Origin of the sequence: Nocardia niigatensis NBRC 100131, from assembly GCF_000308655.1 — a bacterium.
In the GTDB taxonomy this organism is placed as follows: domain Bacteria; phylum Actinomycetota; class Actinomycetes; order Mycobacteriales; family Mycobacteriaceae; genus Nocardia; species Nocardia niigatensis.
In genome coordinates, this window is sequence record NZ_BAGC01000110.1 from 30,590 (window position 1) to 55,478 (window position 24,889).

General features: G+C 69.4%; 22 protein-coding genes and 1 pseudogene. 12 read left to right on the top strand and 11 right to left on the bottom strand.

The features are described from left to right. The first annotated feature begins 157 nt into the window (after positions 1 to 157). Positions 158 to 1,417 (top strand): PucR family transcriptional regulator, encoded by a 1,260-nt coding sequence (locus ON33_RS33660; RefSeq protein WP_051153298.1) that lies wholly within the window; start codon positions 158 to 160, stop codon positions 1,415 to 1,417. Here the strand turns inward: ON33_RS33660 and ON33_RS33665 are convergent. From ON33_RS33665 to ON33_RS33690, 7 genes and pseudogenes are all read right to left on the bottom strand, one after another. Continuing rightward, positions 1,348 to 2,673 carry a lipase family protein gene (locus ON33_RS33665; RefSeq protein ID WP_083869497.1) on the bottom strand — a complete coding sequence of 442 codons (1,326 nt, stop codon included), beginning with the start codon at positions 2,671 to 2,673 and terminating at the stop codon, positions 1,348 to 1,350. The genes ON33_RS33660 and ON33_RS33665 overlap by 70 nt on opposite strands. Before the next feature lie 93 nt (positions 2,674 to 2,766). Continuing rightward, positions 2,767 to 3,828, bottom strand: coding sequence for an esterase/lipase family protein (locus tag ON33_RS33670; protein ID WP_051153299.1), 1,062 nt, complete (start codon positions 3,826 to 3,828; stop codon positions 2,767 to 2,769). 150 nt (positions 3,829 to 3,978) lie between these two features. Then, the gene (locus ON33_RS33675; protein WP_040863198.1) at positions 3,979 to 4,632 is read right to left on the bottom strand and encodes a TetR/AcrR family transcriptional regulator; all 654 of its coding nucleotides are present in this window, start codon (positions 4,630 to 4,632) and stop codon (positions 3,979 to 3,981) included. Positions 4,633 to 5,097: 465 nt separating this feature from the next. Further along, positions 5,098 to 5,223 (bottom strand): annotated as a pseudogene (locus ON33_RS43735) (AAA family ATPase); the annotation flags it as partial. Positions 5,224 to 5,258: 35 nt separating this feature from the next. After that, entirely contained in the window at positions 5,259 to 5,516 is a 258-nt protein-coding gene (locus ON33_RS33680) for an Ada metal-binding domain-containing protein (protein WP_040863199.1), read from the bottom strand. A 12-nt stretch (positions 5,517 to 5,528) separates the two neighbouring features. Beyond that, positions 5,529 to 6,251: a 2OG-Fe(II) oxygenase gene (locus ON33_RS33685; protein WP_040863200.1), complete on the bottom strand. Its 723-nt coding sequence runs from the start codon at positions 6,249 to 6,251 to the stop codon at positions 5,529 to 5,531. After that, positions 6,251 to 6,736 carry a methylated-DNA--[protein]-cysteine S-methyltransferase gene (locus tag ON33_RS33690; RefSeq protein WP_040863201.1) on the bottom strand — a complete coding sequence of 162 codons (486 nt, stop codon included), beginning with the start codon at positions 6,734 to 6,736 and terminating at the stop codon, positions 6,251 to 6,253. Before ON33_RS33690 ends, ON33_RS33685 begins: the two co-directional genes overlap by 1 nt. Before the next feature lie 225 nt (positions 6,737 to 6,961). Here ON33_RS33690 and ON33_RS33695 point away from each other — a divergent pair, with 225 nt between their 5' ends. The 3 genes from ON33_RS33695 to ON33_RS33705 are packed head-to-tail and all read left to right on the top strand — an operon-like array spanning position 6,962 to position 9,046. Then, positions 6,962 to 7,957 (top strand): alpha/beta hydrolase, encoded by a 996-nt coding sequence (locus tag ON33_RS33695; RefSeq protein WP_245551036.1) that lies wholly within the window; start codon positions 6,962 to 6,964, stop codon positions 7,955 to 7,957. A 24-nt stretch (positions 7,958 to 7,981) separates the two neighbouring features. Further along, the gene (locus ON33_RS33700) at positions 7,982 to 8,434 is read left to right on the top strand and encodes a MarR family winged helix-turn-helix transcriptional regulator (protein WP_051153300.1); all 453 of its coding nucleotides are present in this window, start codon (positions 7,982 to 7,984) and stop codon (positions 8,432 to 8,434) included. 33 nt (positions 8,435 to 8,467) lie between these two features. After that, complete coding sequence (locus ON33_RS33705) at positions 8,468 to 9,046, top strand: hydrolase (protein ID WP_040863202.1); 579 nt, start codon at positions 8,468 to 8,470, stop codon at positions 9,044 to 9,046. Between the two features lie 245 nt (positions 9,047 to 9,291). Here ON33_RS33705 and ON33_RS33710 read toward each other — a convergent pair whose 3' ends face one another. From ON33_RS33710 to ON33_RS33725, 4 genes are all read right to left on the bottom strand, one after another. Further along, a complete protein-coding gene (locus ON33_RS33710) occupies positions 9,292 to 9,546 on the bottom strand; it encodes an IPT/TIG domain-containing protein (RefSeq protein ID WP_083869499.1) in 255 nt (84 codons plus the stop codon). A 337-nt stretch (positions 9,547 to 9,883) separates the two neighbouring features. Next, positions 9,884 to 12,712: a hypothetical protein gene (locus ON33_RS33715; protein WP_157184861.1), complete on the bottom strand. Its 2,829-nt coding sequence runs from the start codon at positions 12,710 to 12,712 to the stop codon at positions 9,884 to 9,886. Positions 12,713 to 12,812: 100 nt separating this feature from the next. Continuing rightward, positions 12,813 to 13,181, bottom strand: coding sequence for a P-II family nitrogen regulator (locus ON33_RS33720; protein ID WP_040863205.1), 369 nt, complete (start codon positions 13,179 to 13,181; stop codon positions 12,813 to 12,815). Beyond that, on the bottom strand, positions 13,181 to 14,605 hold the full coding sequence (locus ON33_RS33725) for an ammonium transporter (protein WP_083869500.1): 1,425 nt from the start codon (positions 14,603 to 14,605) through the stop codon (positions 13,181 to 13,183). The genes ON33_RS33720 and ON33_RS33725 overlap by 1 nt, the downstream gene beginning before the upstream one ends. 300 nt (positions 14,606 to 14,905) lie before the next feature. Between ON33_RS33725 and ON33_RS33730 the strand changes: the two genes are divergently transcribed. Genes ON33_RS33730 through ON33_RS38815 form a run of 8 tightly spaced genes read left to right on the top strand, consistent with a single transcriptional unit; the run spans position 14,906 to position 24,843 of the window. After that, a complete protein-coding gene (locus ON33_RS33730; RefSeq protein WP_245551038.1) occupies positions 14,906 to 16,216 on the top strand; it encodes a GlnX family signal transduction membrane protein in 1,311 nt (436 codons plus the stop codon). Between the two features lie 5 nt (positions 16,217 to 16,221). Further along, the gene (locus ON33_RS33735; protein ID WP_040863270.1) at positions 16,222 to 17,181 is read left to right on the top strand and encodes a glutamate ABC transporter substrate-binding protein; all 960 of its coding nucleotides are present in this window, start codon (positions 16,222 to 16,224) and stop codon (positions 17,179 to 17,181) included. A 7-nt stretch (positions 17,182 to 17,188) separates the two neighbouring features. Next, the gene (locus tag ON33_RS33740) at positions 17,189 to 18,370 is read left to right on the top strand and encodes a hypothetical protein (RefSeq protein ID WP_040863206.1); all 1,182 of its coding nucleotides are present in this window, start codon (positions 17,189 to 17,191) and stop codon (positions 18,368 to 18,370) included. After that, positions 18,367 to 20,736, top strand: a complete 2,370-nt coding sequence (locus ON33_RS33745) for a serine/threonine-protein kinase (RefSeq protein ID WP_040863207.1) — start codon at positions 18,367 to 18,369, stop codon at positions 20,734 to 20,736. The genes ON33_RS33740 and ON33_RS33745 overlap by 4 nt, the downstream gene beginning before the upstream one ends. Further along, a complete protein-coding gene (locus tag ON33_RS33750; RefSeq protein WP_040863208.1) occupies positions 20,733 to 21,839 on the top strand; it encodes a PP2C family protein-serine/threonine phosphatase in 1,107 nt (368 codons plus the stop codon). The genes ON33_RS33745 and ON33_RS33750 overlap by 4 nt, the downstream gene beginning before the upstream one ends. Further along, positions 21,836 to 23,125: a vWA domain-containing protein gene (locus ON33_RS33755; RefSeq protein WP_040863209.1), complete on the top strand. Its 1,290-nt coding sequence runs from the start codon at positions 21,836 to 21,838 to the stop codon at positions 23,123 to 23,125. The genes ON33_RS33750 and ON33_RS33755 overlap by 4 nt, the downstream gene beginning before the upstream one ends. After that, complete coding sequence (locus ON33_RS33760; RefSeq protein WP_040863210.1) at positions 23,125 to 23,784, top strand: double zinc ribbon and FHA domain-containing protein; 660 nt, start codon at positions 23,125 to 23,127, stop codon at positions 23,782 to 23,784. Before ON33_RS33755 ends, ON33_RS33760 begins: the two co-directional genes overlap by 1 nt. 60 nt (positions 23,785 to 23,844) lie before the next feature. Beyond that, the gene (locus tag ON33_RS38815; RefSeq protein WP_083869502.1) at positions 23,845 to 24,843 is read left to right on the top strand and encodes a phosphatidylinositol-specific phospholipase C; all 999 of its coding nucleotides are present in this window, start codon (positions 23,845 to 23,847) and stop codon (positions 24,841 to 24,843) included. Positions 24,844 to 24,889 lie beyond the last annotated feature (46 nt).

Consider the following 24,889-nt stretch of genomic DNA (forward strand, 5'->3'; position numbering starts at 1 on the left):
CGGCCGATCGTACTCCCGAATGTCCCCACGACCCGCCGCCCGGCTCGGCGCCCCCTGGCGGAACCGGTCAATGCATATTGCCGCACAAGGTGACCCGGGCTACAGTTACGCTCCAGTAGGAACGCTGGCGTTCCCAGAGAGCTGTGGAGGATCGCGCATGATCAAGGCAACGCAACCCCTCACGGCCGCACCGATTTCCGGACCGCTGCGCGATGCCCGCGGCCTGTCCACCGCCCTGGTCGCGCACTTCGCCGAACATGTGGCCCGCTGCGGCACCCTGCCCGGGGACGCGCTGCGCGGGGAGGTCACCGCCGTCACCCGTACCTGCCTGGAACTCGCCGCCGGAGTCCTCGAGGACCGAGACGTGAGCGCCAAAGTCGAACGGCTGCAACGCGCGGGCGCGGACTGGGCGCGCGAGGGCATCCCCATCGGGACCATCCACCGCGCCGTGCACGACGGCTTCGCCCTGGGTTTCGATCTCATCGTGGACGCCACCGGGCCCGAGGACTACGCCCGGCTCGCGGTCACCGCGCGCCGGCTGTTCGAGGTGCTGGCCATCGTGGACTCGGCGTTCGCGGTGGCCTATGTGCGCGAGCACCGGGCGGTGGTGGCCGAGCATCACACGGCGGTGCACACGGTGGCCTCGGCGCTGCTGGCCGGGCACCCCACCTCGACCATGGCCCGGGCCGGCGGCCTCGAGATCGACGAGTCGTATTACGTGCTGGCCCTGAGCATTCCGCCGCATCCGGGCGAGGACGATCCCCGTGTCGACGGCGAGGTGGTGGCCCGGCGCAAGCTGCGGCGGGTCCAGTCCGAGCTGGCCCGTGGCGGTCAGGGCCGGGCGCTGTCGCTGCTCAGCGCCGACGGCGGCACTGTGCTGCTGCCCGCGGGCGAGGTGACCGCGGCCGAGCTCGACGGCCTGGTCGACGGATTGTCCACGGCCGCACAGGTTCCGGTGACCGCAACCGTCATCCACGCCGAGACACACCGCATTCCGGACGCCGCCGAGCAGGCACACGAACTGCTGGACATGGTGCACCGGCTCGAATGCGCGCCCGGCCTGCACCGTTTCGACGATCTGGCCATGGAGTACCAGCTGACCCGCCCGGGCCCGGCCCGCGAATACCTCGGCACCCTCCTGGATCCGCTGGACGCCTACCCCGAACTGCTGGAAACCCTGCGCCGCCATATCGGCAACGACCTGAGCCGACGGCATACGGCGCGCGTGCTGGGCGTGCACACCAATACCGTCGACAATCGGCTCAAACGGATCGGGCAGCTCACCGGATTCGATCCGGCCCAGCCGTCCGGACTCTGGTACCTGCGGTCCGCACTGGTGGCGCGGAGCTATCGGAAGTCCGAGCGGGTGCGGATCGGGCGGCCCGACACCATGGTCGCCACCAGCCCGGCGAAGTGACGGTGCTCGGACAGGGCGCGCCGCGAAGCGGCCACCGACCAGACGGTGCGCACCTCGGAGGCCGGCAGCGGGCGGTCGGCGAGCCGGTCGGCCAGCCAGTCCACCATCACCGGAATCGCGATGAACTGCAGGGGAAGATGGGTGCTGAGCCGGTCGCGCAGATAGCGGACGTGCCCGCCGCGGGCGTGATAGCGCCGCACGTGCGCATCGACATCGGCGACCGCGATCACCTCGTCGTTGACGCCCTGGACGACGAACAGCGGCATGGCCGGTGCCTGCGCGCCCGGCTGGATGTCCTCGAGCACCGCGCGCATCTCGGGCCGTGTCAGCAGCGCGCCGAGGCCGCCTTTGATGTGCCGGTTGGCATTTCGCCCGGCGTAGCGCGCCAGCAGCGGGAAGGTCGCGATCGATTCCGCGCAGTCGAGCAGGTCGAGGTACTCCGCCGACACCAAACCCTGCACGCAGCCGTCCAGTTCCGGGTAGGCACGGCGCAGCCCGGAGGTGAACACCATTGCGAATCCCGCGAAGGGCGAACCGTTCAGGCGCACGAAGGCCGAGGCCGGATCGCCCACGGGTGAGCCCGCGACCGCGCCCGCGATATCGAGTTCGGGCGCGTAGCTCGCCGCGAGTTCCGCGGCCCACACGGTGGCCAGACCGCCACCGGAGTAGCCCCACAAGCCCATTCGGGTGCGCGGGTGCAGGCCCAGCGGCGCGAAGCGCAGCGCCGCGCGCAGCCCGTCGAGGGCGCGGTGCCCGGGCTCGCGGGCCGCGCCGAAGTGACCGTTGATGCCCTCGTGATCGGGGACCGAGACCGCCCACCCACGCGCCAGCGCGGCCGCGATGAGCGGGAACTCCACCTGCGGGATGGCGCCCACCGCGCGGGCGCGATGCTGTAATGCGTAGGAGGGGAAGCACTTCGGCGCGACGGCGTCGATGGCGCACTGGAACGACACCAGCGGTCGGTCGGCGGACGGTTCGGCGTCCCAGGGCAGCAGGACGGTGGTGACCGTCGCCTCCGGCAGGCCGTTGAGATCGGTGCTGCGGTACAGCAATTGCCAGGCTCGGACGCGCTGCGGAATGCGCCCGAACAGGCCCAGCCGCACCGGCCGCCAGCGCAGGATGGTGCCCGGCGCGACCGATGCCGGGTCGATCGGCGATCGGTAGAACGGATCCTCCCCGGGTAGCAGCGGTCGTCCGCGCGGCGGATCGAATTGCGTTGGGAGACTGTCTGCTTCGACCGCATCGTCGATGGTCATCGTGGTCCTTTCGGAGAGAAGACAGGGGGCCGGGGCATGGTCCCCGGCCTCCCTCGTGCTGGTGATTCGAGAGCGAGTGCCCCCGGAAGTCGCTCAGATGTGCCCGCTGCCGCCGATCATCCAGGGATTGAAGGTGCAGACCAGGTCGGGGTGCGCGGCCGGGTCCAGGGCGTGCAGAGCGATGGAGGCCGCGCGGGGCGAGTACATGACGGTGAGATGGTCGGAGACGTCCTGGGGGCAATCCTGTTGCAGCGTGATGTTTTCCACGGTGGCATCGGGGCCCGGCGTGAGGAAGGTCCAATCGTACGGGTTGGAGATCTCGTCGTGGGTGGTGCCGACGGCGGTGTAGGCCACGCCCGGCACGGTGTCGCCGTCGGCGTTCAGCTTGGCGTAGAACGGGGAACCGAGGACCTGCTCGACATTGGACTGACCGATCAGCGGCTCGTAGAAGCCGAGAACGTTCAGGCCGAGGTTGGTGATGATGCGCCCGAGGGTGGCGATGCCGAGCAGCGAGGTGCCATGGGTGGTCGCGCCGAAGGTGATGACCTTGCCGACTTTCCCGTTCCCGCCTTCGAACTTGAGGTACTGACTGGTGACCGGCCCGCCCTGGGAATGGGCGATCACGTCGACGGCGGCGGCTCCGGTGGCGGCCAGTACCCGATCGACGAACTGACCGAGCTGTCTGGCGGAGTCCTCCATCGGTCCGACACCGTACCGGCCCGGCAGGATCGGCCCGACGCCACCGCCGCCCAGCGGCGTTTCACGGCCGAAGTTGAAGGCGAAGACACAGAACCCGGCGCGGGCGACCTGCGGGGACAGGAACGAGAAGCTGTCGTAGGTATTGAGCCAGGTGCCGTGCACCAGCACCACCGGGTTGGGGTGCTCCGCGCTCGGCGTGCAGTCCCAATCGTTGGATCCGGGCGGCGCGGCGTCCGGGTGGCTCAGGCCGTAGCCGAAAGCGGCCAGGAAGGACGACATCTCCGGGCCCACGCCGACGGTGTCGGAGGCGGTGCTGACCGACGCCGACCCCGAGCTGCTGCCGGAGTCGGCGATGGAGTCCGGCTCGGAGCTCGCCACGCCGGTGGAGAACGCAACCGCGAAGGCGGTGGCACTGGCGAATACGGCGCTGCCGAGGGTACGAAAGGTCGGCCTCATGAAATCTCCTACTGCGTCCGGCGGATCCGACCGAACGCGTCGAATCCGATTGCGACCGTAGGAGCGTGCTGTGGCGCGTGTCACCGGCGTTGTGCCAGGTGACAGCCCGGCCCGGCCTGGCCGCCGGGCGATTGTGGAGACGAACAGCAGTCAGGCCGTCGTGTTCGCGATGGCGATGGCCGTGCGGGTGAACAGGGGCGCCAGTTCCGGCAGCGCCTGCGCGCCCTTGGTGTGCAGGCAGGCGCGCACCCGATCGTCGATGCCCCCGAGCAGCATGTCGATCAGCTGCCGATCGGGTTCGCCCGCCAGTTCGCCGTCGCGCACGCCGATCTGCACCACCGCCATGATGTAGTCCGCGAATCGCTCGTGCACGCGCAGCCGGTGTTCCACCAATCCCGGTCCGGCCGCGAGGGTTTCGACATACAGCGCGCGGGCCGCCGCCGGCTGGATGGACAGGAAGCCCAGGTAGATCTCGAAGGAAATCCGCACCCGGTCGGCGAAGGTCACGCCCTCCAGACCGGTGACCGTGTCCCGCAGCTGTTCCAGCGCCGCGCCGACCGCGAGATCGTATGCGGCGGCGAAACATTCGTCCTTCCCGCCGAACACCGAGTAGAAGGTGCGCCGCGCCACCTGCGCCCGGGTCACGATATCGGCGACCGTGGTGGCCGCGAACCCGAGTTCCCCCACCGCCTCCAGCACCGCGGTGCACAGGCGCCGGTACTGCGAGGCCTCCACCTGTTCGCGGGTCAGCCCGTGCCGGCCACGCGGCAGCGGTCCCGGTTCACCGATGGTTTCCACACTCACGTCCCCAGAATAGGTTTCCACGTCACCGAGCGACTAACGGTCCGGCCAATACCAGGGCGGTTCATCCACGAGCCTCCGGCCGGCCACCGTCGTCACACCTTCCTGTCTCAGCGATTCGATCATGTTCGCCTCCTCGGCATACCCGTCGATGACCCTGATCAAATCGTCCGAACGACTCACCGCCACGAGTTGGGCATCCTCGGCAGCACGAGCGATGCGCCGGCCCAGCGGGCCGAGCAGCTCCGGATGCGTGCTGGTCTCGGGCTGCGGCGGGCAGCGGGCACGGGGCCCCGGCGTCTGTGTGCAGGTGTTCGTAGCAGCGCCATGAGCGAATGCGCTCGGGCAGCATCGGCGGGTCGGAGGCGCGCTGATCGGCCAGCACCGTCGAAGGACGCGGCACCGGACCCGTCCACGCGACCTCGGCTTCGATCTCGGGGCCGGCTCTGGACACGGATTCACCCGGAATCGGCAGGCGCGGTAGAGGCTGGATTTGCCGCTGCCATTGACGCCGGTGACCACGGTCATGTGGCCGAGCGGTACCCGCGGCGTGCGCAGGGACCGGTAGTTCTCCACGGCCAACGTGGTCAGCATGGGGTCCAGAGTATTTGCCACCAACCGGTCGCCTCTCAGTTGGCGAGTCCGGCCCGCCACTCCCGATAGGCCGCGCGCGAGCACACCGCACATGGGCGATAGCCTGCCGCTATCGCGGTGTCCACGTCGGCGAAGAAGACACGATGCGCGGTGTATCCGCCGCGGGCGAGGGCGCGCAGCGCGGCCGGGCAGTCCAGGCGGCCGTAGATCTTCAGGCGGCGATGGCCGCCCAGGACGCCGGGGGTCCGGCTGGCATACGGGCGGCCGTCCGGGCCGAGCAGGGTGTACGCCATCACCCTTCCCTTTCAGGCGTCGTGGAAGACCAAACCCAGCGTGTGGCGCTGGCCGGACCGCACCAGACTCACCCCGTGCCGCATGGGCGCGGCCGACCAGCCGCGCGCACCGCGCACCGGGCGATCCCGGGTGGTGAAGATCAGGCCGTGACCCTGGGGCAGCGCCATGGCCGCGCCGCGGGACTGGGCGCGCGGGCGCTGCTCGACCATGAGGAACTCGCCGCCGGTGTAGTCCACGCCCGGCGCGTCCAGGCCGATCACGACCTGGAGCGGAAACACCATGTCGCCGAACAGGTCCCGGTGCAGAGCGTTCCAGTCGCCGGGTCCGTAGCGCAGCAGGATCTGCGAGCCCTTCACCTGACCGGCGCGATGGCACTGGGCCAGCCACTCGTCCAGACGTTCCGGCCAGGTCCCGGGACGGCCCAGCCGGGCGGCCCAATCCCGGGCGATGGGAAGCAGTTTCGGATAGAGAGCTGCTCGAAGCTCCGCGACGATGTCAGGGAGGTCGTGGGTGAAGTAGCGGTACTCGCCCGAGCCGAAGCGGTGACGGGCCATGTCGACCGTCGAACGGAAGTGCTCCTCATCGTCGTAAAGCGCTGCGAGGGCATGGCATTCACCGGCGGTGAGCAGCGGACCGGTGAGGGCGTGGCCATACTCGTCGAGCTCGCCGGCCAGTGCCGCCCATTCTTGCTGGGTGACCCGATCGGCCCACACCGAACCGAGGGCGGCGGTCATCACGCGGTCCGCTCGAGCTCCAGCAGCCGCTGCTTGCGCTCCACTCCCCCGGCATAGCCGGTGAGCGAGCCGTCGGACCCGATCACGCGGTGGCAGGGTCGCACGATCAGCAGCGGATTCGCACCGATGGCCGAGCCCACGGCACGCACGGCGGCCCGGGACGCGCCGATGCGCGCCGCGATCTCACCGTAGGTGGCGGTGGTCCCGTAGGGGATCTCGTCCAACGCACTCCATACGCGGCGCTGGAAATCGGTTCCGGCGTTGCCGAATCGGAGGTCGAAGCTGTCCCGCTCCCCGGCGAAGTAGGCGGTCAACTGCTCCGTCACGTCGGTGAGGGCCTCCGCGTCGGCTGTCCACTCCCCCTCCACAAGAACGCTCTTGCTCCCGGCCATCGACACCGCGGTCAGTTCCACCGAGGCGCCTCGGAGCTCGCCCACCAGCAGCAGCTCCCCCACCGGGCTGGCCATCGTCGTGTACACACGCATCGCTTCCTCCTTCGTCGTCTTCTCTGTTCCGCCCCCTACTCTGGCGCAGCCGATCCTCGAGGACCGGCGGGAATCCGCCACGGCGTTTGGCGACATTCGGACAGCTGTCGACACGCTGGAATCGGTCGCGGGGCCGGAACATTTCTTCAATACCCGCGGCGGAGTGCCGCCGATGCTGAAGGCATGTTCAGACACGACAGGAATAACAGGAACCACGCGGGTGACGTGGAGAGGCTGCCGTTCGGCATCCGGCTGCTGCACGCCCTGCGCAAGGACCCGGATTGGGAGGCACTCACCGCCGCGGAGCTGGCCGCCCACACCGAGGCGGCCAATCGCCTCACCGGTTCACGAGCGGCGCGGGTGATCACCGGCTTCCCGGAGCGCGACACCGAGATCGACTGGAAGGAGGTCGCGCTGGGTGACCGCGTGATCCCCGTCCGGGTGTATCGACCGGCGGGCGAGGGGCATGGCACGCTGCCGCTCGTGGTCCACGTCCACGGCGGCGGGTTCGCGGGAACAGCGGCCCAATGCGATTGGGGGAACAGCCATCTCGCCGCGCGGCTGCCCGCCGTGATCATATCGGTCGAGCATCGCCTGCTCGCGCCGGGGATTCCGTTGTCGGCGGCGGCCGACGACGGCTGGGATGTGCTGCGGCACATCGTGGATCACGCCGGGAATTGGGGAATCGACCCCACGCGGGTGGCGGTGGCCGGGGAGAGCACCGGCGCATTGATCACCGCCCTGTCCGCGATTCGCGCCAAAGCGTCCGGACTGACACTCCGGGCACAGGTACTGGTCAACCCCGCGTGTGATCTGGCCGGGTCGTTCGATGACTATCCATCGATCTCCCGATACGCGGACAGCCCGACGCTCAACCTGCCGAGGCTGCACCTGTTCCGGCGGTTGGCAGTACCGCAGGGCTCCGACCCTCGTGCCGTCTCACCGCTGTATGCCGGCGATCTCGGCGGGCTGGCACCGGCGCTGGTGGTGGTGCCGACCCTCGACCCGCTGGCCGACCAGGGCCGCCGCTATGCCGAGCGGCTACGCGAGTCCGGCACGCCCGCACGGCTTTCCGAGTATCCCGAGGCGACGCACGCGTTCATCACGATGCCCGGCCTGGTGCCGCAGGCCAAGCCCGCGCACAGGGAGGTCACCGAGTTCCTTCGTGATCGCCTGATCGGATCGACCACCGAAATTCGACAGGCAAACTTGCAAGTTTGACTTTCGTTGTGACATTCTGGCCCGGTGGGCGCGAACGGCAGGGACAGATCAGCCGCCGAGGTGGCCGCCGCCGCGAGCGAGTTGCGCGTGGCGGCCGGCCGGCTGCTGCGGCAGTTGCGAACGGCCCGAGCCGGAATCGAGTTGACGCCCTCCCAGGCGGTGGCCTTGAGCCGGCTCGGCCACGAGGGGCCGATGTCGGTCGCCGATCTGGCGCGTGCCGAGCGGGTGCGGCCGCAGTCCATGCGCACCACCCTCGCCGCGCTGGAGGAGCGCGAGCTGGTGGTGCGCGGGCCGCATCCGACCGATCAGCGGCAGGTGCTGATGTCGCTGTCACCGGCTGGGCAGCAGTTGCTGCGACAGGCGCACGACGCGAAGGAAGACTGGCTCGCCACCGCCATCACGACCAAACTCTCACCCGGCGAACAGGATTCGCTCATCGCCGCGATCCCGCTGCTCGCCCGGCTCACCGAGGACTGACCGGAATCTCCACTCCCAGAGAAGGATTGCACCTTGACCGACACCCTGCTGGACCCCAAGACCGCCCTGGTTCTCATCGACCTGCAGCGCGGCATCGTCGCCGCCCCGACCCAGCCGCACACCGCGGACGAGGTGGTGCGCCGGGGCACCGAGCTGGTCAAGGCCTTCCGTGACAAGGGCCTGCCGGTCGTCCTGGTGCGGGTCACCTTCGCCGAGGATGGCGGTGACATGCCGCCCGGCCGCACCATGCAGCCCGGCGGCAAGTTCACCCCGCCCGCCGGCTGGGACGAGATCATCGACGAGCTCGACGTCCAGCCCACCGACATCCGAATCACCAAGCGCCAGTGGGGCGCCTTCCACGGCACCGACCTCGACCTGCACCTGCGCCGCCGCGGCGTCACCGCCATCGTCCTGGGCGGCATCGCCACCAGCATCGGCGTCGAATCCACGGCCCGCGCCGCCCACGAACACGGCTACCACGTCATCGTCGCCACCGACGCCACCGCCGACCGCGACCCCGCCGCCCACACCCACTCCACCGAAAAGATCTTCCCCCGCCTCGGCGTCACCGCCACCACCGAGGAGATCCTGGACGCCCTCACCGACCTCTGAGGGCGGCGCGCGTTCCGAACTTGCCGGCGTGGTGCTCGATTCGGTGCCGAGCCGGGCGGCGAATTCGGCTATCTGCCCATTCCCAGGTGGTGATGGGCTCGATGTCGGCCCGTGAGGGACAACCGCACAAGAAGTAGCCCACCGTGCAGTCGACTTCGAACCATCGACAGGGCCCATTCCTGGGACCGCAACGGATTGGGCCGTCGGCAGGCAATTGCCCACCGACGGCCCAGCCACACCCGCCGTCAGACATAGGTGAAGGGCAGTGCGTTGCTGATGCCGTCCAGCTCCACCTTGACGGTGACGTCCACCGTGCCTGTCCCCGTCGGGGAGATGGCCGTGATCTGGGTGTCGGAATCGATGGTGAATGTGGTTGCCTTGGTACCGAATCGCACGGTCAAGGGACCGACATTACTGAACCCGGAGCCCGCGATCACCACAGAGCTGAAAACCGTCGCAGGGCCGGAAGAGGGTGTCAGGGAGGTGAGAACAGGTGCCATGGGCCGACTCCAAATCGAAATAGAATGAAAAGGGTTTCCTTGCAACGGATGCCGTCTTGCTGCGGCAACCGCTACATATCCAGTAAGCCTCCGGCGACGACACTTCGGCAACGGATCCACAGTTCGTTCTCTTCCGGTTTCGCTACGGTTTCTACCCGGTGATTCGCGGCGGGATCGGGACAACTCACCCCCGCACCCAGCCGGTCCGCGAGGTCGCGGTAGGCAGCCGACACCCGGACCGCAGCGTCGCCGATAGCCTCGGGATCGACATGCCGCGCCCGACGGCCCGAAGACCGCGGCCTCCAATGGATCTGATCCCGGATCCAGGGGCGATCCGCTAGTCGCGGTGGGCTCGGGACCAGAGGGCGGGCCAGCCGCCGGGGGTGAGGTAGGCGGTGGGGATCAGCAGGCCGTGGTCGGCGATGTGGTTCCAGAAGATCGCGTTGTCGCGGCCGGGGTCGGGGGATCCGAGTTCCAGGGCGGCGGGCCAGGCGGTGAGCCAGGGGCCGTCGGGGTCGGAGAGGGAGGTGGTGGGGTAGCCGGGGACGGTGGTGGCGCGCGGCGCGCTGATCGAGGTCACCGGCCCGGTAGGGGTGGGGGCGCAGGTGGTGGCGAGGATGAGAGGGCAGAGCAGGTCGGCGACGGGCTGGCGGACGAGGGCGTGGGTGAAGGCGGGATCGACGCGGCGGGCCAACCGGCCGAGGGCGGCGCGGACACGCTGGGCGACCAGGTTCATGCTGCGCGCGTTAGCGATGTCGGGTTCTTTCACCAAGGCGCGCAGTCGTTTCGACGGAATAGGCGCGTCATCCGTGATGGTGTGCAGGCGCGGGTAGCGGGCGAGCAGGGCGGCGTCGAGGGATTCGATCGCCGCGGTGAGAGGGCGGCTGCCGGTGGCTGCCCAGAGGGCGGGCAGGGCGGCGGGCTCAGCGCCCAGGAAGGCCGCGCACAGACCGGACAGGCGATCGACGCCCGAACGGCGCAGGGTGGTCAGCGTTTTGGGGTCGCCGTCGGGATCCCCCGCCAGGGCGGCGAGCACGCGCAGCGCGGCTTCCGAGTCGACCATCGCCTTGCGGACGGCCTCGTGCAGCGCCGGGCCGACCTCGCGGACCGGGTCGGGCGCCGAACGCCGCGCCCGCGCGGGCGGTTCCACATTCAGCACCTCGGCCGAACCGGCCTCCGGCTCCTCGGCGGGCAGGGTCGCGGCCCAGTCCCGGACCGCCTGCCGCACCGCGGGATCCGGGTCCTCGTTGAACCGCCCGGCGATCTCGGTGACCGCCCACCCGCGCCCGGTCCGGCGCAGCTCGGCATTGACCTGGAGGACGTCCCGCTCGTCCCGGAGGGCGATCAGAATGCTGCGGCCGCGTACCGCTCGAGTCTGATACCAGTGTCCCGCAATGCAATTACCCATGTAGTCCGACCATTCCGCAAGACGCGCGGCGGTGCGAGCGATCTGAATCCGCAATGCCGTCCCGGGCAGCAGACCGCCGTCGTGCTCGAGCACCGGCTCCGCGATCTCGAACTCGCTGCTGAGCGCCGCGGCCACCACACCGCTACCCATGAGTCCGGCACACAGCCGCGCCCATTCCCGGCATCGCGCGGGCGCCGCGGCTCCGAGGTCGAGCAGCTGAGCCGCCCCTGCCACCGCGAGCGGGATGGAGTCCGAGCGCGGGGTCAGCGGATCCGGTTGCCGCGCGGGCGGGTTGGTGTCGAACACGGGAACGCGGAAGTCATACTCGAGCACTGCCGCGTCGTGCCCGCGCGCCTGCGCCATGGCGTCGGCCAGGTCGGCCAGCCACAGCAGATCGCCCGCCCGTTCGGCCGCGGTGGGGTTCTCGGCCAGCCGCATCGAAAGGCTCGGCCGCCCCAGCGTGGGCGCCAGTGGCGCACAGTGCCAGTCCTGCGGCGCGCGCTGCGCGGTGTAGCCGGCCACCGCGCGCCAGGCACGCAAGGACTCCGAATCCCAGTTCTCCGGAAGCGAAGTCGCCGGAATCTCCTGGACGAGCAGTGCCCGGCACCGCTCCTGGACAACGGTCGCGTAGGCCAGCGCGGTCCGCATCCGAGCCCGCACGAACCGCTCGTAGGCGGTGTTGCGCGGCTGCTGCTGCCGCAGCCACGCGTCGATCTCGCGCACGTGGACGGCGGGTCGCGCGGGCAGCGCATTCAACTCGTCGACGGTGTATGCGGCCGATTGCAGATCTCGACGGCTCAGCATCCCGGAGACGACCGCGATCTCGTCGCGCACCCGGTCGATGCCCGCCACCACCCCGACTTCGCGCACCGCGACCGCCGCCCGCAGCAGCACCGTCGCCGCCAGCGCGTCCTGGATCAGCCGTTCCACACAGTGCTTCCAGAGCGTCCGCCAGGTCGGACGGAACCGAATGGCCTCCAGCAGGGTGAGCGTCGCGGAGTTCGCTCCCCGGGCCAGCTCGATCATCCGCCGCTCATCGAACTGGCGATGGCGTTCGCGCAGCGCCTCCAGCCCGCTCAGATCGTTGCTCGCCACCAGTCGTTCCCGCTCCAGTACGCCCTGCTGCCGCGCGCAGACCTCCGCCCAAAGATCCAGGACCAGTTCCAGACGCCCCGGCCGCGAATACTGTTCGAGGACCCGGCGCAGATTGGCCGCCAGCACCGACGCCGCCCCGTCGGGCACCGGGTCGATGCCGTCGGGCGCGCGCAGCTCGAGCACTCGCACCAGTTGCTCGGGCCCGAGCAGGTCGGCCGCCGCGGACGCCAATACGACTGCCGCCCAGCGTCCCTCTCCGATGGCCTGTTCGGCGGCCGCGCCCACGGGTTTGGTCGCGGTCACTCCGAACAGCGCGACCAGGGTCGCCGTCCGCTCCCCCAGCCGCCAGCCGCCCCCGACCTTCAGCACCCGCAGCGCCGCCAGTACGGCGTCCCGCCGGTCCCCGCCGGCTCCGGCCAGCCGCGCGGACACAAAGCCTTCACCGAGATCGATTCCAGCCCCGGCGATTACGGTGCCGCCGAGCTCGATGAGCCCGGCCAGGTCGGCGCAGGCGATGGCCACCCGCGCGGGATCGCTGTCCCGCCCGCCCAGGACGACGGCGGCGCCCTCGGGCCCGTCGTGGTCGATTTCCTCCCCGGTCTCGACCAGCCATGCGCGCCGATCACGTTCCGCGACGACACCGAAGGCCAACAGCACTGCCAAACCCGAACTCCCACCGATGAATTGCCGCGGGTGGCGGCACAGTCTCCCGCCCCGACCATACGATCGGGGCGCGAGCTCGGCAATCGAGTTTTCCGGCCGTTCACAATCGGCGGGCGTCGATCATCCAGATCTGGATATTGGCGGATTCGTGGGTGGAGCCGATCCGGCCGATCATGCGCACCAGATCGGTGACATCTTCGGTCCGGGCGAGCAATTCGACTCGCAGGCCGGCGGAGACGTCGGTTTCGAAACGCTGTCCGCGATAGCTTTGGACGCGGTTGTCACGGTCATCCACACGGTAGACCTGGGTGACCACCAGCCGCCGCACACCGAAGGCGGCGAGGGCCTGTTTGATCTGATCGAACAGGCCGGGCGGCACCACCAGCGTGAGGAGTTTCGCGTCCGCACCGCCGCCCGGGTCCATATTGTGGTAACCGACCATGCCGCCGAGCTGCAGCGGCGCCGACATCAGGATTCCTTGGCCGGAATCTCCGCATTGTCCTGCCGCACCGCCGTTTCCGCACGCGCCGTTTTCCGCACTACCGACGGTTGCGCGTGGACGAGCGCGTCATCCGGATACGCCTCTTCCTCGTGGGCTCCCACGTCACCGGTCTCGAGGATCTCATCCGGCATGCGCAGACTCATGAACAGACTGAACACCTTGAGAATGACGAAGGTGACGAAGGCATCCCAGACGATGACCGTCGCGGCCGCACCCGCCTGCCACAGCAGCAGTTTCGGATTGTGTCCGTAGAGCCAGCCGCCGTAGGTGGCATCGGCCGCGCCGCCGGTGCCCAGATACACCCGGATATTCGGGTCGGCCAGCACGCCGACCAGCATGCCGCCCGCCAGCCCGGCAACGCCGTGCGTGTGCACCACGCCGAGGGTGTCGTCGACCTTGCGGAAGAGCCGGGTCCGCCCGAGCTTGTTCCAGGACAGCCACACCAGCGTCGAGGCGATCAGTCCGATCACCATGGCCCCGAAGCTGTTCACGAAGCCCGCCGCCGGGGTGATGGCGACCAGGCCGGCGATCATGCCGTTGACCGCGCCCAGGAAGTTGGGCCGTCGCGCCGGACCGGCCAGCATGTCCCAGATCACCCAGGTCAGCACCGCGACCGCGGTGGCGAGGTTGGTATTGATCACCGCGAGTGAGGCGTCCGCGCCCGCGAAGTACGGGTCGCCGCCGTTGAAGCCGTTCCAGCCCAGCCACAGGATGCCCGCCCCGGCCGCGGCCATGGGCAGATTGTTGGGCACCGCACGTTCCCGGTCGCGGGCCAGCCGCGGGCCGATGACCGCCGCGGCCACGAAACCGGTGGTGCCCGCGGCCAAGTGGATGACGTATCCGCCGGAGTAGTCGAGCGCGCCCATTTGCGACCACCAGCCGCCGCCCCAGATGAGGAAGGCGTTGACCGAGTAGGCCAGGGTCGACCAGAGCGGGACGAAGATCAGCCACACCTTGAAATTGATGCGCCCGATCACGCTGCCCAGGAACAGCAGCGGCGTGATGGCGGCGAATACGAACTGGAAGTAGGCGAGCGTGGTCTCGGAGAATCGGAACTTGGGCATGAGTCCGTCGAGCAACGGAATCACAGCCTGCTCTTGATTATTGGTACCGAGAATTGTGTGCGGCTTGCCGATTGCGGCCCGCAGCATTCCTGGGCCCAGTTTGATCGGCTCGCCGAATCCCATCTTGAATCCCCACAGCACCCACACCACCAGGACCAGCGAGAATCCGGTGAATGCCATGAGCATGGTATTGACGGCCCACTTGCGTTGCACCAGACCGCCATACAAGATCGCGATACCGGGAATGCTCATGAGACCGACGAGAGTTGCGGCCACCAACTGCCAGGCATTGTCGCCGGGGTTCAGCCAGTCGGGATACGGTGACATGGTTCAGCGCTACCTCACCGCGGAGCGGACAGGCACCAGATCCGCTCCAGCACTAAATTACGTTGTGACATAAGGTGTCTAAGGTCACATCCGGTAAGCCAAGTGTTGTGCCGGAACGTTTCCCGGCGATTACCCGCGGTTAAATCTGGATTTCATGGTCCGGTCATTAATGCGTGCGCATTCGAAATGACCGACCCGGAAGATGAATTCCGACCGGTTCGAACTTGATCGACAGGGTGCGATCGCTACCGTACGATCTGGCTACGGGGAGCACCGGCCGGTCGAACGGGGGAAACGGAGTTGACGAGTCGCGTACCGGCGACCATTCGCAGTCGCTCGGCGGCGAACATTCGCAGCCGCTCAGCGGCGATCACTCGCAGGACCACGCAATGGGCACGGCGCTTCGCGCGCACCGCGCCCGGCGTCATCGGAGCGGTGGGCGCCGCGCTAGCGCTACTCGCTCTGCTGGGCGGTCTGGTGACCGCGAATCAGCAGAGCGCCAAGATCTCTCGCCACGACACCGTGCTGGCGCACACCGAACCGCTGGCGAATGCCGCGCAACGGCTGTACGTGGCGCTGTCCACCGCCGACGCGGCCGCGTCGACGGCCTATCTCTCCGGCGGCATCGAGTCGCCCGAGGTACGCATCCGCTACGAGAACGCGCTGACCGATGCGGCCGCCGCGCTCGCGGAGGCCACCACCGGCGCCGCGGACGCCGAGACCCGCACCATCCTGGGCCGGATTTCGGCCGAATTACCCAGCTACACCGGCTATGTCGAGGCGGCGCGGGCCAACAACCGGCAGGGCCTGCCGGTCGGCTCCGCGTATCTGCGGCAGGCCTCGGCGCTCATGCAGGGCTCGATCCTGAAGGACGCCGGCGAGCTGCAGCACATCCGCCTCGGCCAGCTGCACAGTGATCAGGACGCGATCACCGGACTGCCCTGGTGGAGCGCGGGCGCACTGGTGCTGCTGCTGGCGGCCTGCGGTTACGGCTCGTGGATTCTGGTGCGGCGCACCAATCGCTGGATCAATCCGGGCGTGGTCATCGCCGCCGGCCTGGGAGTGGTCGCCCTGCTATGGATTCTCGCCACCACGGCGGCGACCACGGCAGCCATCGACACCGGCGCCACCGCGCGCTTCGAAAAGCTGTCGCAGGCAAGGATTCTCGCCCAGCAGGCACGCACCGAGGAGACGCTGCAGCTCATCACCCGCGGTGACATCGACGCCAGCGAGCAGCGCTTCACCGCCGGCAGCAACCAGCTGCGCTCGGACCTGGCCGGCCTACTGAGCGCCGATTCCGCGGCGTCGAAGGCCTTCTCGGGCTGGCAGGACGGCCATCAGAAGGAGCTCGCCGCCTACAAGTCCAACGACTATCGCGGGGCGGTCGACCAGTCGATCAAGACCGACGGCGCGGGCTCCGCGGCCCAGTTCGCGGCCCTCGACGCCGCCTTGAAGACCGAACTCGAACGCACCCGCCAGGAAGTGCGTGACGATGTGAACACAGCCGGAAATGCCCTCACCCTCAGCCCGCTGGGCACGATGGTGCTGCTGCTGGCGGCGGCGGGATCGATTGTCGTCGGGGTGTGGCCGCGGTTGAAGGAGTTCCTGTGAAGCGGATGCGGATGCTGGTGGTGGCAGCCGTGGCGCTGCTGGCCGCCGCGTGCGGGTCGACGCCGGATGCCGCGCCCTTCCAGCTGCCGGCCGGGAGCCGGCTGCCGGCGGGCGCGACCGTCCTCACCACCGCGCCCAATCAGCGCGCCGACCAGTCCTGTAACCCGACGGCGAGCCTGCGGCCCGCGAGTCCGCAACCGCAGCCGGGGTCCATGCCCGCGCACTCGACGATGGCGAACATCGTCGCCAGCGGGAAGATCCGGATCGGGGTGGACCAGAACCAATTCCTGTTCGGTTTCCGCAATCCGGCGACCGGCGAGATCGAGGGCTTCGACATCGATCTGGCCCACGAGATCGCCCGCGACCTGTTCGGCGACCCGGGCCGGGTGGACCTGCATCCCATCGACTCCGCCGACCGCGCGGACGCGCTGGTGAAGAACGAGGTCGACCTGGTAGTGCAGAACTTCACGCCGACGTGTGCGCGCCGCCAGCAGGTCCAGTTCTCCAGCGTCTATTTCGAGACCGACCAGCGGGTACTGGTGACCAAGGGCTCGGGCATTCGCTCGGCGGCCGACCTGGGGGGCAAGAAGGTCTGCGGCATCCCCAACTCGACGACGCTGGACGCGGTGTTCGCGCTTCCCCAGCGCCCCATCGTGATCGGGATCGAGAACTGGCTGGACTGCCTGACCGCGCTGCAGCAGGGTGAGGTGGACGCCGCGAGCACCGACCTCCCGCTGCTGTACGGCCTGAAGATCCAGGACCCCAATCTCGAGGTCGTGGGCGGTCCGATGGCCACCGACGTGTACGCCATCGGAGTACAGAAGCAGAGCACCGATCTCGTGCAGTTCGTCAACGGCGTACTGGAGCGGGTGCGCAACGACGGTACCTGGCAGCGGATCTACGACAGGCGGCTGAGCGTGCTCGGGCCGTCCAACGGTCCCCCGGCGCCCAAGTACAGCGACTGAGCCGGTCATGCACGAGAATCCTGGGCACATTCTCAGCGTCGCCGAGATAGATCGGGAAATCGCCGAACGAGCACGCGAAATCGAGACCATCGCCGCGACCCTGGTCGAGCTGGACAAGCATCCCGGGCTGGTGCTGCTGCGCCGCTTCCCGCCCACCGGCGTCACCGAGCAGCACTGGGCGCCGGCACGGGCGGCGCTGGAGCTCATGTGGGAGGACTTCGGGCGGCTGGGCACCGTGCTGGATCGGGCACGGGCCGCGCGCGGGCGGCGACGCCTGGACGCGCTGGATCGGGAGGAGCTCACGCTCCTGTTGCGCGGGCAGCCGGTCGAGGTGTCGCGCAGCGCGATTCCCATGTCGGAGCGTTCGCTGAGCGGGCCGCGCGAGCAGATCGAGCTGATCGGCATCACCGAGATGCTCGACCGCATGCGCGCCGCCTTCCCGGCCGTGGTGCGGGTGCTCGACGCGGTGGAGGCGGTGCACAGCCGGGTGATGAACGATATCGCCCCGCTGCAGGCCGAGCTGACCCGCACCGGCATGTCGATTCCCGAATTGGATTCGCTGACAAACGATATCGACGAGCTCGCCATAGAGGTCGCCACCGATCCGCTGGCGCTGACCCCCGAGATGCTCGACCGCCGTCTCGGCGAGCTGTCGCGGCGCATGCGCGAGGCCGTGACGGTGCTGACCGAACTGCGGTCCATCTCGACGGATTGGGACGCCGCCATCGAGCGGGTGCGGGCGCGGGTGGAGGCACTGCACAAGACGTACGTGCGCGCCGAGCGCGCCCGCTCCGAGGTGGAGCGCATCATCCTGGCCGCGCCGCTGCCCCGGCATCCGGACGACAGTGCCGTGTACAGCGCGGAATTGACGGCGCTGGAGGCGAATCCGTCCGTGCCCAGCGTGCTGTGGGAGCTGCGCCGTCGCATCGACAGCGCGCTGGACACGGCGACCCGCATCGAACAACTCGCGCAGGGCCTGCTGGATCGGCGGGAGGAACTGAAGGGCCGCTTCAGCTCCTATCGCGCCAAGGCCGCCCGGCTGGGGGTGAGCGAGGACCAGGATGTGCTCGCCTCCGCCCGCATCGCCGCGGGGCTGCTCTCGCGCCGGCCCTGCGATCTGGCCGCGGTCACCCGCGCCATCACGGACTACCGCCAGCTCATCGCGCAGAAATCGGGAAGGCGATCATGAACTGCACCGAGCCCGGCTGCACCGGGACCATCGAGGACGGGTACTGCACCGTCTGTGGCACCGCCCCGAGCGCGGCGCCCCCGGCGAGCGCCGCCGGCTCCGACCGCTGTGCCGAACCCGGTTGTACCGGAACGATTGCCGACGGCTACTGCGATGTGTGCGGCAGCGCGCCCGCCTCGCCGTCGGCGCTGGCCACCACCGCCCGCGACGCCGGAAACACCTCGGCGATGAGCACCGGGGCGACGGTCAGCGGCCGGTCCTCCCACAGCGGTCGCTCGGTCCGCACCGGGCGGTCGGGCGCCTCGGGAGCCAGTCACAGCCGACTGGGCGCGGGCATGGTGAAGGTGCCGTCGGTGCCGCGCCGGGATCCGGCCGAGGCGGTGCTCGTCGATCCACAGGTGCCGGAGAACCATCGCGAATGCGGCAAGTGCAATCGTCCGGTCGGACAGAGCCGGGACGGTCAGCCCGGTCGCGCCGAAGGCTTCTGCGCCCACTGCGGCACGCGATTCTCCTTCACCCCCAAGCTGTCCGGCCGGGATGTGGTGGGTGGCCAGTACGAGGTGCTCGGCGCGCTGGCGCACGGCGGCCTGGGCTGGATCTATCTCGCGGTGGACCACAGGGTCGACGACCGGCCGGTGGTGCTCAAGGGCCTGCTCAATACCGGCGACGCGGACGCCATGCGCGCGGCTGTGGCCGAGAAGCGGTTCCTCGCCCAGGTCGATCACCCGAACATCGTGCGGATCTACAACTTCGCCGAGGACACCGGTCAGGACGGCAAGCCGGTCGGATACATCGTGATGGAGTACGTGGGCGGCAAATCGCTCAAACAGCTACTGCGCGAACAGCGCACGGCCGACCAGAGGTACCTGCCGCCGGCGCGGGCCATCGCCTACATCCTGGAGATACTGCCCGCGCTGGAGTACCTGCACGAGCGCGGGCTCGCCTACTGCGATTTCAAACCCGACAATGTGATGCAGACCGGGGAGCAGCTCAAGCTCATCGACCTCGGCGCGGTCGTCGGCCTGCACGACCAGAACGAAACCATCTACGGCACACCGGGATACCAGGCCAAGGAGATCGCCCGCACCGGGCCGACCGTGGCCTCGGAGGTGTACACGGTGGGCCGCACGCTGGCGGCGCTCATCATGCGCATCCCGCCGGTGAACAACGAGCTGGGCCCGCTGCCCGGGCCCGGGCTCGAACCGCTGATGGCCCGCCACGAGTCGCTGTACCGATTCCTGCTGCGCGCCACCGATATCGAGCCCGACGCGCGCTTCACCTCCATGGCCGAGATGGGCGATCAGCTCACCGGCATTCTGCGCGAGGTGCTGGCCGTCGAGGACGGGCGCCCGCGGCCGGGACTGTCGACCCGGTTCGGTCCGCCGCGCGGGGTGTTCGGCGTGGGTGACCAGCTGCCCGGCGATCCACGCGCCGTCATCGCGGCACTGCCGGTGCCGCTGGTCGATCCGAGCGACAGCGGCGCGGCGCTGCTGGCCTCCACCAGCGCCGTCACGCCCGAGGACCTGGAACACGAGATCGGCGCGGGACTGCAGGCGGTGGTCACCGGCCGGGAGGAATCGGTGGAGATCCCGCTCCGATTGATCCGCGCCGCACTGGAATTCGGCGATCCGGACGATGCGCTGCGACGGCTGGAGGAGGTGGGCGAGACGCTGTCCGGCGACTGGCGGCTGACCTGGTTCGCGGGCCTGGCCCGGCTGCTGAATCGCGATTGGCCCGCCGCCGCGGCCGAATTCGACGCCCTCTACAGCGCGCTGCCGGGTGAGGCCGCCCCGAAGCTGGCGCTGGCCGTCACCGCCGAGCTGATGGCCGCGGATGGCATGGATGCCGAGACCGCGCGCGAGCGGGCCGCCCGCTACTACGACCTGGTCTGGCGCACCGACCGCTCCTTCACCAGCGCCGCCTTCGGCGCGGCCCGGCTGCGGCGCGCGGCCGGCGACCGAGCGGGCGCGGTCCGGGTGCTCGATCAGGTCGACGCCGCCTCGGCGGTGCACACCGAGGCCGGGGTCACCGCCGTGGAGACCCTGCTGGCCGTCGCCGAGCCCGGCGAGCTGACCGAACAATTGGTTCGCGATGCCGGCAAACGCATCGATAGTCTGACCCTCGACTCGAAACACCGTGCCGCACAGGCCCGTCTGCGAGTCCTGGACGCGGCGCTGCGCTGGCTGCGCCTGGGCAGGGTGCCCACCGACCACTCCCCGCTGCTGGGGGTGGCGCTCGATCAACAAGGGGTACGCACCGGTTTGGAACGCTGTTATCGCGACCTGGCGCACGAGACCGACGACATGTGGGAACGGATCGCACTGGTGGAGCAGGCCAACGCCGTGCGCCCGAGGACGCTGCTGTGACGGCCCGCTGCCCGCACTGCGGCACCTTCGCCGCCGACACCGACCGCTTCTGCGAGGCCTGCGGCAGCAAACTCGGGATCCGGGTGATCGCCCTGCCGCCCAGGGAGTTCCGGCCCGGCTCCGGTTCGACCGTGCCGGTCGCCGAGGCGGCGCGCAATGCCCGGCTCGAACCCACCGGCACCACCGCCACCGTCGACTCCGGTCCACCACCCGACTGCTCCGGTTGCGGCGGAAGCGAATTCGATCCGGATGGCTACTGCGCCAGCTGCGGTGAGCTCGGGCCCGAACGGGACCGCTTCGAATTCGACCTGGGCACCGCGTGCTTGATCACCGACCGCGGCCTGCTGCACGCCCGCAACGAGGACGCGGTCGCGGCGGCGGTGCTGGCGGGCGCGACGCCCGACCGTCCGCACGCCGCGGTGATCACGGTCTGCGACGGGGTGTCGACCTCCGAGGATCCGCAGGCCGCCTCCGGTGCGGCGGTACGGGCCGGGCTGGACGCCTGCCTGGCCGCCCTCGCCGCCGGCCGGCCCGCCGAGGACTGCGTGATGGCCGGGCTCGCCGCGGCCGCCGACGCGGTCAAGGGAGTCGGCACGCCGGACGGCAGATCCCCGTCGTGCACCTATGTCTCGGCGATCGTGCAGTTCGACACCGACGGCGGCGCGGACATCACCGTCGCGAATGTCGGTGACAGCCGCGCCTATTGGCTGCGCCCCGGCGACGACTCCGACCGGCTCACCGTCGACGATTCACTCGCGCAGGCCATGGTCGACCAGGGCCTGCTGGACGCCGCCACCGCTATGGACGGCCCGCACGCGCACGTGCTCACCCGCTGGCTGGGAGCCGACAGCGAGCAGCAGTGGTCGCCCACCTGCGTGCGCACCCTGCGCACCGACGCGCCCGGGGTGCTGCTGGTGTGCACCGATGGGCTGTGGAACTACCTCCCGGAGGCAGCGGCCCTGTCCCGCTTCACCGGCTCGCTGCCGCCGCTACCCGCGGCGCGCGCCCTGGTGGAGCACGCGCTCGGCGCGGGCGGCAAGGACAACATCACCGTCGCCCTCGTTCCCGTACCGTCCCTCGCACCGTCAGGAGACACACCGTGACTTTTGCTGAGAACCAAGGTATTTCGGTCGCCATCGACCAGAACGCGTTCCTCGCCGAGGGGGTGCGCACGGTCGACGCCGTCGTCACCGTCGAGGCCACCGGCGACATGGTGGTGTCGGTGACCCCGCCGCCGCGGGTCGAGATTCTGATCATCGACACCTCCGGGTCCATGGGCGCGGCCGACAAGTTCGCGGGCGCGCGCCGGGCGGCGCTGGCGGCGCTGGACGTCATGCCCGACGGCACCCGGTTCGCGATCGTGGAGGGAACCGACAAGGCGCAGGTGGTGTTCCCGCACCGCGGGCCCTCGGCGGTGGCCGACCACCAGGAGCGTGCCAACGCGCGACGCGCGCTGGACAAGCTGGTTCCCCACGGCGGCACCGCGATCGGGACCTGGCTGGGGGTGTCGCGGCTGATCGCGCAGCAGCACCCGGGGTGCATGGTGCACGCGATCCTGCTCACCGACGGCAAGAACGAGCACGAGGCGCCCGAGCGACTGGCGGAGGAGATCCGTCAGTCCATCGGTGTCTTCACCTGTGACTGCCGCGGCGTCGGGGCGGACTGGGACCCGAACGAGGTGCGGCCCATCGCCTCCGCGCTGCACGGCACGATCGATACGGTGGCGACCGCGGATCTGCTGGCCCAGGATTTCGCGGCCACCATGGCCTCGTCCATGGAGAAGGCGATTCCGGACCTGACCATGCGGGTGTGGACGCCGGTGGGCGCGAAGATCGTGTTCCTCAAGCAGGTCGCACCGTTCATCGAGGATCTCACCGCGCGGCGCACCGAGGTCGCGCCGCAGGTGGGCGAATATCCGCTGGGTTCCTGGGGCGCCGAGGATCGTGACTATCACATTCAGCTGGAGCTCGAGCCGGCCGCGCCGGATCGCGAGAAGCTGGCCGCGCGGGTGAGCGTGCTGGCCGAGGGCGAGGTCCTCGGGCAGGGTCTGGTCAAGGCGGCCTGGACCACCGACACCGAGAAGTCGGCGATCATCAGTCGCCGGGTCGCCCATTACACCGGGCAGGCCGAGCTGGCCCAGACCGTCCAGGAAGGTCTGACCGCGCGCAAGCAGGGCGACTTCGCCACGGCCACGGCCAAACTCCAGCGCGCGTACCACCTGGCCACCGAGTCGGGCAATGAGAACACCGCCAAGCTGCTGCTCAGCGTCGTCGACGTGGTGGACGAGCGGACCGGGACCATCCGCCTGCGCAACAAGATCGACCCTGCCGACGAGATCGCGCTCGACGTCCGCTCCACCAAGACCGCCCGAGTCCGCAAGGAGCCGTGATGGCGCTCTGCATCGAGGGGCACGACTCCGCCGCCACCGACTACTGCGACGTCTGCGGCGCGCCGATGGGCGGGCAGTTCGGCGGCGCCGCACCGCAACTCACGGTGTGCCCGTCCTGCGGGGCGCCGTCGGAGGGGCGGTTCTGCGAGAACTGCGGGCATGATTCGGCGCTGCCGCCGCCACCCGCGCCACCGGTGACCGGGGAACCTGAGACGACGGCCGGCGTGGCCACCGAGAACGGCTCCCGCCCGGCGGTCTGGGTCGCCACCATTTCCGCCGACCCGGCGCACTACGCGCGCATGCAGGCGCAGAAGGGACCCGATCTGGAACGGGTCGACTTCCCCGGCTACTACCCCGATCGCCGAATTCCCTTGCAGGGCCCCACCATCCTGATCGGCAAGCGCAGCGTGTCCCAGGGCGTCCACCCCGATATCGACCTCTCGATCGCGCCCGCCGATATCGCGGTCTCGCGCTCGCACGCCATCCTGCACATCGACGGCACGACGCTCACCGTCACCGATCTGGGCTCCACCAACGGCACCTGTCTCAATGACAGCCCCAATCCCATCCCCCCGAAAACTCCTGTCCCCCTACAGGAGGGCGACCGCATCCACGTGGGCGGCTGGACCACCATCACCGTGACCTCAGAACCGGGCTGATCACTCAATTCAGGCAAAACGGCGATCTTGGTCCATTGTCCAGGTTAGGCTCCCCGCTCTATGAGCTTGACCCGCCGAGACTTCGCCCGCACTACCCTGGCCGCCGCCGCAGGCGCGCTCGTCACCGGCCTGAGCGTCCCTGCGGCACAGGCGATCCCGCACGCACGAACGGTCGGCGCACCACCCCAGGCGTGGATGTCGGCGCTCCCCGACGCCACCTCCCTACTGCGCCTGACCATTCCCGGCACCCACGACTCCTGCTGCACCAGCGTCGCCAACGGCACCGAGTGGGCGCACACCCAGAACTGGTCGCTGCCCGACCAATTCGCACACGGCATCCGTTTCCTGGACATCCGCTGCAACGGCCTGCAAGACCACACCGCCGACTCCTTCGGCGTGTACCACGGCGCCTTCTATCAGGGCATCACCTTCGACCAGGTGCTCGACCAGTGCCGGGCATTCCTGGCCCGTAATCCGGGCGAAGTCCTCATCATGCGAGTCAAGAAGGAGGACGGCACCAACAACGATGTCGGCGCCAATTTCGAGCGGATCTTCGACGGCTACCTGGACACCAAGGGCTACCGCTCACTGTTCTTCCTGGAGAACCGGTTCCCCGCACTGGGCGAGGCCCGCGGCCGCATCGTCCTCATCGCTCAATTCGCCAATTCCCTGGGCTGCCTGCAATGGCCCGGCGGCGACAACGGCGTCTTCACCACCGACCACATCTACCTCCAGGACCACTACAAGAACCATGGCCTCGCCGGCGTCGACTCCGGCTCCTCCAACTTCGGCTCCTCCGGCGGCGACAAGTTCGACTACGTCAAATCCTGTCTCGACAAAGCGGCCGCCGACCCCGCCAACACCCTCGAATACATCAACTTCACCAGCTTCGCCGACAACGCCTGGCCCAAAGACAATGCGGCAGCGATCATGCCGAAGCTGGCCGACTACCTCACCACCCACAGCACCCAGTCAGCCCACTACGGCATCATCCCCATGGACTTCCCGGACCAGTACACCCGAGTCCTCGACCTCCTACTCGCCGAGAACCCTGCTTAGACCTCGACTTCGGCGAGCATCGTATCGGCGACTTCCCCTGGTCGCA